Annotated in this window: 7 protein-coding genes, 1 pseudogene and 1 other annotated feature; of the genes and pseudogenes, 5 read left to right on the forward strand and 3 right to left on the reverse strand. The window is 42.1% G+C overall.

Going from position 1 to position 7321, the window contains the following annotated elements:
- Positions 1 to 23: 23 nt before the first annotated feature.
- Positions 24 to 1541 (reverse strand): IS5 family transposase, encoded by a 1518-nt coding sequence (locus REC12_RS00040; RefSeq protein ID WP_308891364.1) that lies wholly within the window; start codon positions 1539 to 1541, stop codon positions 24 to 26.
- Between the two features lie 375 nt (positions 1542 to 1916).
- On the opposite strand from REC12_RS00040, the gene REC12_RS00045 reads away from it, so the two are divergent.
- From REC12_RS00045 to REC12_RS00055, 3 genes are all read left to right on the forward strand, one after another.
- Positions 1917 to 2240 carry a hypothetical protein gene (locus tag REC12_RS00045; protein ID WP_308891366.1) on the forward strand — a complete coding sequence of 108 codons (324 nt, stop codon included), beginning with the start codon at positions 1917 to 1919 and terminating at the stop codon, positions 2238 to 2240.
- A gap of 239 nt (positions 2241 to 2479) precedes the next feature.
- Positions 2480 to 3502: an AAA family ATPase gene (locus tag REC12_RS00050; RefSeq protein ID WP_308891368.1), complete on the forward strand. Its 1023-nt coding sequence runs from the start codon at positions 2480 to 2482 to the stop codon at positions 3500 to 3502.
- Entirely contained in the window at positions 3499 to 4026 is a 528-nt protein-coding gene (locus REC12_RS00055) for a hypothetical protein (RefSeq protein WP_308891370.1), read from the forward strand. The genes REC12_RS00050 and REC12_RS00055 overlap by 4 nt, the downstream gene beginning before the upstream one ends.
- Before the next feature lie 43 nt (positions 4027 to 4069).
- Here REC12_RS00055 and REC12_RS00060 read toward each other — a convergent pair whose 3' ends face one another.
- On the reverse strand, positions 4070 to 4255 hold the full coding sequence (locus REC12_RS00060) for an iron dependent repressor, metal binding and dimerization domain protein (RefSeq protein WP_308891372.1): 186 nt from the start codon (positions 4253 to 4255) through the stop codon (positions 4070 to 4072).
- A gap of 229 nt (positions 4256 to 4484) precedes the next feature.
- Positions 4485 to 4685, forward strand: a binding site (T-box leader).
- A gap of 79 nt (positions 4686 to 4764) precedes the next feature.
- Here REC12_RS00060 and serS point away from each other — a divergent pair.
- Entirely contained in the window at positions 4765 to 6051 is a 1287-nt protein-coding gene (serS, locus tag REC12_RS00065; RefSeq protein ID WP_308891374.1) for a serine--tRNA ligase, read from the forward strand.
- A 12-nt stretch (positions 6052 to 6063) separates the two neighbouring features.
- Here the strand turns inward: serS and REC12_RS00070 are convergent, their stop codons facing one another.
- Positions 6064 to 6438, reverse strand: a complete 375-nt coding sequence (locus tag REC12_RS00070; RefSeq protein ID WP_308891376.1) for a metal-dependent transcriptional regulator — start codon at positions 6436 to 6438, stop codon at positions 6064 to 6066.
- Positions 6439 to 6769: 331 nt separating this feature from the next.
- Between REC12_RS00070 and REC12_RS00075 the strand changes: the two are divergent.
- A pseudogene (locus REC12_RS00075) lies at positions 6770 to 7321 on the forward strand (AraC family transcriptional regulator); the annotation flags it as partial.

Genomic DNA, 7321 nt, shown 5'->3' on the forward strand with positions numbered 1-7321 from the left:
TTAGGGCTTGCTAACCAAACCCTTTAATCAAGCAAAAAACCAAAATCTGTAACTATAAAATACCTCTTCAAAAATTGGACAAAAAGAACTCTGAGCTTATGCTCCAAGTTCATGACAAAGAATTGCATGCTAATCATACACTCTGCCGTTTCTTTTAATTTAGCATAAATACGATCAAGGCCATATTTCCTTTTACCTTCGCCAAACTTTCCTTCAACTGCATTGCGCATCTTGGCATCCATTCTTTCAATGGCTTTCTCTACTTTTTTCAGGACATCTCCCGAAGGCCTGCCTAGTTTAGGGCCGCTGAGCCGAATGTTGTATTTTTTGCAATATGCCAGATTATCTCTGTTGCGGTATATCCGATCGGCCAGTACGGCTTCAGGATAGCATCCATTGCGGGCTTTGTAACGCTCTATGCTATCTATCAATGTTTCTGCTTCATTAAACGCGTCCCAAGATAATTTTTCTATACGGCAGAATCCCTTCTCGATGCTTATGGCTACTTTAGCCCCGAATTCTACTTTGGCACTAGCTTTGCCGCGTACAATCGGTCTGACATGATCCTGATAGAGGTTGACGATTCGATCGGGAATCTGATGTCGTTTTGTCTTGTACATGGTTTCCTGCTGCTCAATCACGATTCGAATGGTTTCCAATAACTTGATTTGCCTGTTGCTTAAGGCTTCAAGGCCTGAAGGATTTTCCTTCAGCATTTGGTCAATGTGACGAAGGTTTCTTTTACAATATTGCAATTGCTGCTTGATGCCTTTTCTAAGTTGCTTTATTCTTGGACTCCGTTGTTTAGACACGCTCAGATAAGCTTTTCTCGCTTTTTCACGGTAAGTTCTCGGTCTTTTGGTTGCTTTACCCTTCGCTTTATGAAGGGTGTCAATGATCTCATCAAGTTTCTCGCGGGATTCGTTAAGCAGTCCGAGGTCTGTCGGGTATTTAATATCTGCCGGGGTGCAGGTGGCATCAAGTATTAACGTTCCTTGATTTGGTTTAGATTCCTCTGAGTTAGAGTCAACGGTGGTCTTATTCTCTTCCTTATCCGCATCCGGAAGACTAGGTCCTTGTTGATCATCATCATGATGGTTATGATCTTTTTTATCGACTTCCTTTTCAGAAGTTTTTGCCGCTTGCTCAGCCAAAGCAATGTGTTCGTTAATTTTAGCCATGCGGTCTTTTTTAAAGCGTTTGCGGAATTTCACCAGGGCGACTGGAGTAAAAGGACGAGTCCATTGAAACTCCTTGAGACCTATGAACCACTGGAGATAAGGGTTCTCCGTAATCTGCTGTACCGTTTCACGGTCAGTATAGCCACATCGGGTTTGGATGATTAACGTACCGAGTGCCATGCGGACCGGCTTGGCCACATTTCCACGATCACTCGGAAACATATAGGCATATTCCTTTTCATAGTCATCCCAAGGAATTATATTGGCTAATTGAACCCAGCGATTTTCGGAATCCAGTTTTCCCGAAAAAGGCAGAATGAAATCGTCTATGGTTAGCTGGGGACTTGTTTTACGGTACATTTTAACCTCCAAGTGCACGGTTTTATTAACCTTAATTCATAGTTCCTTGCACTAAAGATTCGACGAAAATGCCCAGAAAACCTTGCAAAATCAGGCTCTTTCCTGTTTTTTTGCACTCGTTAGCAAGCCCTACTTACAATTGCTTTATATTAAAAAGGGATTCCGCTCAAGTCCATGTAAGATAGGTTTGAGTCAAATCAGCAAAGATTAATAAGGATGGGGCAAAAATTGATGCCACAACAAATAATTTAAAAACCCTTTCTCTTGAGCAGACAGAGACCCTCTCCCGTTGGAGGATTTAGCCCGGAGCATGGAGTTCCATGAACATGATATCTACCATGGATTCTGGCAGCGGGGTATTCCCCAGGAAGGACAATGAGCAAAGCCCTGGTGCAGGACTTAGCCACCCATAGGCAAAAAAGGCTGGCAACCACTTATCAGACAGCTCAGGAAGAAGGCAAAGCGGCTAGAGCGGCAGCGGAGGCCGAACTAAAGTGGAGGGAAATATGTAAGGAACGGGCGTTAGCGGAGGCGGAGCACGAAACACAAAGAGAAAAGCTGGAAGAGATCAAAGAAACCATGCGGGAAAATCTAATACAGTGGCGACAAAACTTAGAGCAGATAGCCGTTGACGGAGATCAATTACGGGAAATATTGCAGGCCTTAATTGAAAATCCCGCGGTATTTCTCATATTGTAGATGAGCTTATATATTTTCTTGATATGAAGGGATTATCCATTGAGCAGATCCCGGAAAAATTTCCGGCTCTAATATGTACTTCAGGTTGAATCTGACTTTGGCGATGGGCGTGAATGTCTACTATGCCGAATTTCAAGGGATGAAAGTGCGATAGACAACGGCAAGAAGGTTAAAATGGACTTATTGGCGAAGATTTAAGGTATAATAGAAATACCCATATTTTGAAGGGAGTGGCTTGGATGACGCTAAAAAAGATACATCTGGAAAATTTTACGGTGTTTGATAAGATGGATATTGAATTTAGCGACGGCGTGAATGTTTTCATTGGAGAAAATGGAACAGGAAAAACGCATATTATGAAATTGCTTTATGCCGCTTGTCAATCAGCCCATGCCAGTAAAAAGATTATCAGTTTTCCGCAAAAAATTGTTCGGGTCTTTAGACCTGATAATTCCAATATATCCCGATTGTTAAGTCGAAAGGCCGGAAATGGGTTTGCAAAGGTGCAGGTAACTTCGGGAAAAACTACACTGAAAACTTTTTTTGATTTAAAAACAAAGAACTGGGATGCAGAGGTAGTCGGGGCACAAGTTTGGGAGAAGCAGTTGTCAGATCTGACTAGCCTGTTCATTCCAGCGAAAGAAATATTGTCAAACTCTAAAAATCTTATAAACGCTATTACGGCTGGGAATGTAGATTTTGATGATACTTATAAAGATATTATTTCGATGGCAAGTGTCGATATAAGTCGTGGAGCCAATGGTGCCTTGAAGAAAAAATATTTGGAAATTCTGCAAGGTATTACTGATGGAAAAGTAAAATATGAGAATGAGGAATTTTATTTGTTGCTGAGCAATCAGTCTAGATTAGAATTTCAACTGGTTGCCGAAGGATTGCGAAAAATAGCTTTGTTGTGGCAACTAATAAAAAATGGAACGCTTGAAAAGGGTACTATTCTGTTTTGGGATGAACCGGAAGCTAACATCAATCCGAAACATATTCCTGCGCTTGTTGAGATTCTTTTGAGTTTGCAAGCGGATGGTGTACAAATATTCATCGCGACACACGACTATGTATTAGCGAAATATTTAGAGATTAAAATGACTGATAAAGGTAATATTCGCTTTCATTCTCTCTATAAAAAAGAAGGTAATGTCGAGATTGAATGTAACAATACCTTCAAAGGCTTGGCCAACAATTCGATTGCAGAAGCATACAACAAATTGTTAGATGAAGTTTTTGAACAGACGACAAAGGGGTGATCAAGTTGACGGAGGGAATTTATATAGAAGAAAATGGTGCCTACCAACTTGATTGTTCTGCCGCATTATGGTCTACAGATCAGATATATAAACTTTTTCATTCTGCTGGAACATTTTTGAGTGATGCAGACTTTGTTGCCGAAACGGCGGAATTTCTAGTATTGATTGAGTATAAAAATGCCAATATCCCTGATGCTGCTAATCCGAAGGGATTTAACCCATCTTCGCCGAAGAAAATCGATAATATAGCACGTAAGTTCTATGACAGTTTGCATTATTTATCGCTGGAAACAAAAAACAAACCCGTTCGTTATGTGTACATCGTTGAATATCCCAATGCAGGGGTTACCGACAGAAAAATGCTTCGTAATGTCATTGCCAATCGACTTCCTTTTAAAATGCAGTTGGGAAAGCCGGGAAAGCTGATAGATAATTTCGAGGTTTTATCAATTTCTGAATGGAACACACACGTGGATTATTCAGCGTTCCCCTTAACTCCCGTTATGCATGGAGAGGCTTCATAGATGAACGGCACAAGGGCAGGTTAATCACCTGTCCTTGTGCCGTTCAAAATATTCTTTTAAACGTTGATAGCTCTCGCTGCTGATGTTCGTGTTCAATTCGGCAGGCATCTTTCAAGGCCGTCTCTTCACTAACCCCAAGTGCCATTAATAAGTGAGAAAGGATTTGGTGGCGTTCATAGACCTGGGTGGCAATTTTCAGGTAATTTTCCGCCGACTCTTGTATTTTCATTCCATCACCCCAGGCTTGGTTTGCTGATATATTAGTTGAGACGAGCTGTTTTTCAAGGATTGCCTGGCGCAATTGACAAAATTGGCAGGTGGTGATATTTCTCGATTACTCTTGACTTTCAATTATCTCCCGACATTTGAGTAGAATAAGAGAATTTCCTTGTCAACCACCTACAGGCAGTATATACTATGATAAAAATTACAAAAGTGGGAAATATAATTCTAATTGAATATAGGTGATGATAAGAGCTACAGCTTATAAATCTCTTCAGAGAATCGGTGCTTGGTGCGAACCGATGAGAGGTTAAGCCTTTCCACTCTTGGAGCTGGCGGCGATGAGCCGAAGGGTCGTGTCCTTTAGAGCACGTTCAAGAGGTCAGCTTTTATGGCTGACAATTTGGGTGGCAACGCGGATTCCTTCCGTCCCATATAGTTTAGGGGACGGAAGGAATCTTTTAGTTTCCAGGAATAATACGGACAGGGATAAAATCTTTTTTAAGGAGGAAAGCAATGTTAGACATTAAATTTTTAAGGGCAAATCCTGAAATCGTCAAAGAAAACATCAGGAGAAAGTTTCAAGATCATAAGTTGGTACTGGTCGATGAAGTAATCAAGCTCGATGGAGAATTGCGAGAGACAAAGGCCAGATGCGATGTTCTGAGAAATCAGCGAAATGCTATTAGCAAGGAAATTGGGACCTTGATGTCACAAGGCCGCAAGGAAGATACAGAACAAGCAAAAGCAAAGGTTGCCGCCATTGCCAAGGAATTAACTGTTTTAGAGCAGACGGAAGACAATTTAATACCTCAAATCCGTGAAAAAATGTTGATCATACCGAATATCATTGACCAGTCAGTGCCAATTGGTAAGGATGACAGTGAAAATGTTGAGCTTGAACGTTTTGGAGAAGCGAATGTGCCCAATTTTGTGGTGCCGTATCATATTGACATTATGGAAAAATTGCAGGGCATTGACCTTGACAGTGCCAGAAAAACAAGCGGAAATGGTTTTTATTATCTTTGTGGTGATATTGCACGTCTGCATTCGGCGATCCTATCCTATGCCAGGGATTTTATGATTGATAGAGGGTTTACCTATTACATCCCGCCCTTTATGATTCGCAGTAATGTAGTAAACGGGGTTATGAGTTTTTCTGAAATGGAAAATATGATGTACAAAATCGAGGGTGAAGATTTATATCTAATTGGAACAAGCGAACATTCCATGATTGGTAAATTTATCAATACGATACTCGATGAAGAACAGCTTCCGCAAACGTTAACCAGCTATTCGCCTTGTTTTCGCAAGGAAGTGGGGGCTCACGGTATCGAAGAACGGGGTGTGTATCGAATCCACCAATTTGAAAAGCAAGAGATGATTGTAGTTTGCCAGCCGGAAGAAAGCGCCCTCTGGTTCGAAAAACTATACCGGAATTCCGTGGATTTTTTTCGTTCTTTGCATATTCCTGTGCGAACTTTGGAATGCTGTTCAGGCGATTTAGCGGATTTGAAGGTTAAGAGTGTTGATGTTGAAGCATGGTCACCCCGGCAACAAAAATATTTTGAAGTCGGAAGCTGTTCAAATTTAGGAGATGCCCAGGCACGCCGTCTTGGTATCCGTATTAGAAATAAAGAAAACGGCAACTATTTTGCACATACCCTTAATAATACGGTTGTAGCACCGCCGCGTATGCTGATTGCATTTTTAGAAAACAATTTGAATGCGGACGGTTCTGTAAAAATCCCACAGCCGCTTAGAATGTATATGGGCGGTAAAGCGATTATTGAATTAGCCTAAAGGGCAGGTTAATCACCTGCCCTTGTGCCGTTCAAAGTATTCTTTTAAACGTTGATAGCTTTCGTCGCTGATGTCGTGCTCAATTCGGCAGGCATCTTTCAAGGCCGTCTCTTCACTGACCCCAAGTGCCATTAATAATTGGGAAAGGATTTGGTGGCGTTCATAGACCTGGGTGGCAATTTCCAGGCCGGAAGTCTGCAGGGTAATGTAGCCATCCTCGTCTATGGCTATATAATCATTTTCGCGCAGACGCTTCATGGCTACGCTTACGCTGGGCTTGGTATATCCCAGCTCATGGGCAATATCAATGGAGCGCACCTGCCCTGAACGTTCTTTGAGCATAAGGATCATTTCCAGGTAATTTTCCGCCGACTCCTGTATTTTCATTCCATCACCCCGGGCTTGGTTTGCTGTTATAGTCTATATTAGTTGAGACGAGCTGTTTTTTCAAGGATTGCCTGGTGCAATTGACAAAATTGGCGGGTAGTGATATTTTACTAGTTAGTTAGTTAGTTATAACTAACTAATCTAAGATACTTTGGCGTCAAGAGCAAGGTAAGAGAACTGAGAAGTAAAGAGACTGACCGGCCAGCCGATAAGGTCTGGTTCCGGACCAAGGGATAGTTCACTCTGCCCTGGGGTGAAGCCGGAATTTAAGTAAAGTTACGCCCGTTTCAGGACGGAGCCTTGAGAGGCCGGACGGACAAGGAGGTGTTCAATGAGTATTCTCGCGCAAGAAAAAGGCTTATATGATTCAGAGGTTGAAATTATTTCTCATTCCCAGGATTGTTCTGTTTACAGAATGGCAATTGACGGCGGGGACGGCACAATGACCAGCTATCAAGTGTTTCCGGGAGTTGAACTGATCTATAATGATTTTCACATGGGCAGTTGCTTCCATAACAAACGCCCTTGCCGTGATATTATGGAAATCAATCATTGCCGGCAGGGCAGGTTTGAATGTGAGTTCAAGGATGGTTCCTGCGTTTATCTCGAAGAAGGGGATCTGTCCGTAAATATGCTGAGCAATATGACGAAACATTCCTGCTTCCCTTTGGAGCGTTATCACGGCGTTTCCGTGGTGGTTGACTTAGAGGAGGCATCCAGGTCAATCTCGGGTGTATTAAGCGACGTTTCTATTGATCTTTACGGACTGCGCGACAAGCTTTGCGCCGACAACCGCTGCTTCATCATGCGCTCCAAGGATTCTGTGGAGCATATTTTTTCTGAGCTTTACAGAATTCCGGATAACATAAAACGGGTTTATTGC

It is taken from the genome of Candidatus Desulfosporosinus nitrosoreducens (assembly GCF_030954495.1).
GTDB lineage: Bacteria > Bacillota > Desulfitobacteriia > Desulfitobacteriales > Desulfitobacteriaceae > Desulfosporosinus > Desulfosporosinus nitrosoreducens.

Excerpts from the sequence above, each read along its gene's own strand:
- REC12_RS00040 (WP_308891364.1), bottom strand. The coding sequence starts at position 1,541 with ATGTACCGTAAAACAAGTCCCCAGCTAACCATAGACGATTTCATTCTG.
- REC12_RS00060 (WP_308891372.1), bottom strand. The coding sequence starts at position 4,255 with ATGAAAATACAAGAGTCGGCGGAAAATTACCTGAAAATTGCCACCCAG.
- REC12_RS00045 (WP_308891366.1), top strand. The coding sequence starts at position 1,917 with ATGAGCAAAGCCCTGGTGCAGGACTTAGCCACCCATAGGCAAAAAAGG.
- REC12_RS00050 (WP_308891368.1), top strand. The coding sequence starts at position 2,480 with ATGACGCTAAAAAAGATACATCTGGAAAATTTTACGGTGTTTGATAAG.
- serS (WP_308891374.1), top strand. The coding sequence starts at position 4,765 with ATGTTAGACATTAAATTTTTAAGGGCAAATCCTGAAATCGTCAAAGAA.
- REC12_RS00070 (WP_308891376.1), bottom strand. The coding sequence starts at position 6,438 with ATGAAAATACAGGAGTCGGCGGAAAATTACCTGGAAATGATCCTTATG.